Genomic DNA, 1,654 nt, shown 5'->3' on the forward strand with positions numbered 1-1,654 from the left:
GAGATCGAGGCCCAAGAGGAGCGCCGCAAGGCCGCTCGTCTCGCCGCGCTCCGCGAGCGCGCCGAGCAGATGGCTCCCGCCGCACCCGTGCAGCTTCCCGCAGCCTCGTCGCCGTACGCCCGTGTGGGGTTCGTCGACGATGCCGAGATCGAAGCGCACGTGCGCGACCTGCTCGCCAAGCGGGCCGCCGGGTGACGCAGACACCTCGTCGACCGTGATAACGTAGACGAGGTTCACGGGCCTATGGCGCAGTTGGTAGCGCGCCTCGTTCGCATCGAGGAGGTCAGGGGTTCGAATCCCCTTAGGTCCACACCGTGAAGAAGGCCCCGGGCTCACGCCCGGGGCCTTTCTCATTCCGTTCCGCCGCCTAGAGAACGGCGGGGATGAAGATCTCGACGCGGCGGTTCAGCTGGCGGCCGGCCGGGTTGTCGACCCCGTCGATCTCGTTCGCCGCGACCGGACGGCTCTCTCCGAAGCCCTCGGCGGTGAGGGCGGCCGTCACGCCGCGCTCCTGAAGCCCGTCCACCACGGACTCGGCTCGCTGCTCGGACAGCACCTGATTCTCGGCGTCCGATCCGACGGCGTCGGTGTGGCCGCTGACCTGCGCCTCGGCGACGTCGAGGGTCGTGAAGACCTCGGCCACCGCATCGAGCGTGGCGGCGGCATCGGGGCGGATGTCGCTGCGATCGAAGTCGAACAGCACGCCGTCCTCGAAAGTGAGAGTCGTGCCGCACGAGGCCACCGGGGCGAGTGTGCCGAGAGGCGGGAAGACACCGAGCTCGGGCACGGGAGGCAGAGGATCGGCGTCGATCATCTCATCGTCGACGAGCGCGGTGCCGTCGCCGAAGTTCTGGATGGTGATGGTGTCGCTCGTGTAGTTGCCGGATCCGTCGCCGAAGTTCTGGATCGTGACATCGCCGTCGGTGTAGTTGCCGGATCCGTCGCCGAAGTTCTGGATCGTCACCGTGCCCGCCGTGTAGTTGCCGGATCCGTCCCCGAAGATCTGCACGGTGCGGGATGCATCCGTGTAGTTGCCCGATCCGTCGCCGAAGTTCTGTATCGTCACCGTGCCGTCGCTGTAGTTGCCGGACCCGTCGCCGAAGTTCTGGATGGTGACTCCGTTGATCGTTGAGTTGCCCGATCCGTCGCCGAAGTTCTGCACAGACCCGTCGGGCCCCGTGAACGTGCCCGATCCGTCGCCGTACAGGTACGCGGTGCCGTTGCCGGAGATCACGCCGCCGTCCGCGTCGCAGTGCGCGGGGGAGGCGGTGACGCCGGGGATGTCGGACAGCGCGTCGTTGACCTCGATCGTGAAGGCCGAGGCCGAGGTGTCGAGCAGTGCGAGATCGGGGAGCACGAAGAGCGGTACCGGAGGGAACTGTCCCGCGTCGTACCCCGCCACCGTGGCAGCCGAGGGAGTCGGTGTGGGTGTCGCGGACGGGGTCGGGACCGCTGTGTCGGCAGCGGGCGTGGGCGGTTCCGGCGCGCAGCCGGCGAGTGCGGAAGTGAGAAGGATGCCGAGCGCTGTTCCGGCGGCAAGGGAGCGGCGACTGCCGCGCGATGTCACGATCTGGGGCGAGTGCATGCTCACAGAGTAGCGAGCGGTCAGCGCGCCACTCGCGACTCGAGGACGGCGGCGGTCTCGCGCACCGCG

Annotated in this window: 1 protein-coding gene, 1 tRNA gene and 1 pseudogene; 2 read left to right on the forward strand and 1 reads right to left on the reverse strand. The window is 68.6% G+C overall.

What is annotated here, in order from left to right:
• Together RTM68_RS15265 and RTM68_RS15270 are read left to right on the forward strand one after the other, a co-directional pair.
• Nucleotides 1–195: pseudogene (locus RTM68_RS15265) on the forward strand (hypothetical protein); the annotation flags it as partial.
• Between the two features lie 42 nt (nt 196–237).
• Nucleotides 238–310 (forward strand) — tRNA-Ala (locus tag RTM68_RS15270).
• Nucleotides 311–367: 57 nt separating this feature from the next.
• On the opposite strand, the gene RTM68_RS15275 is transcribed toward RTM68_RS15270, so the two are convergent.
• On the reverse strand, nt 368–1,585 hold the full coding sequence (locus RTM68_RS15275; protein ID WP_312172502.1) for an OmpA family protein: 1,218 nt from the start codon (nt 1,583–1,585) through the stop codon (nt 368–370).
• Between the last annotated feature and the right edge of the window lie 69 nt (nt 1,586–1,654).

The organism is Microbacterium sp. (genome assembly GCF_031988965.1).
Taxonomy (GTDB): Bacteria; Actinomycetota; Actinomycetes; order Actinomycetales; family Microbacteriaceae; genus Microbacterium.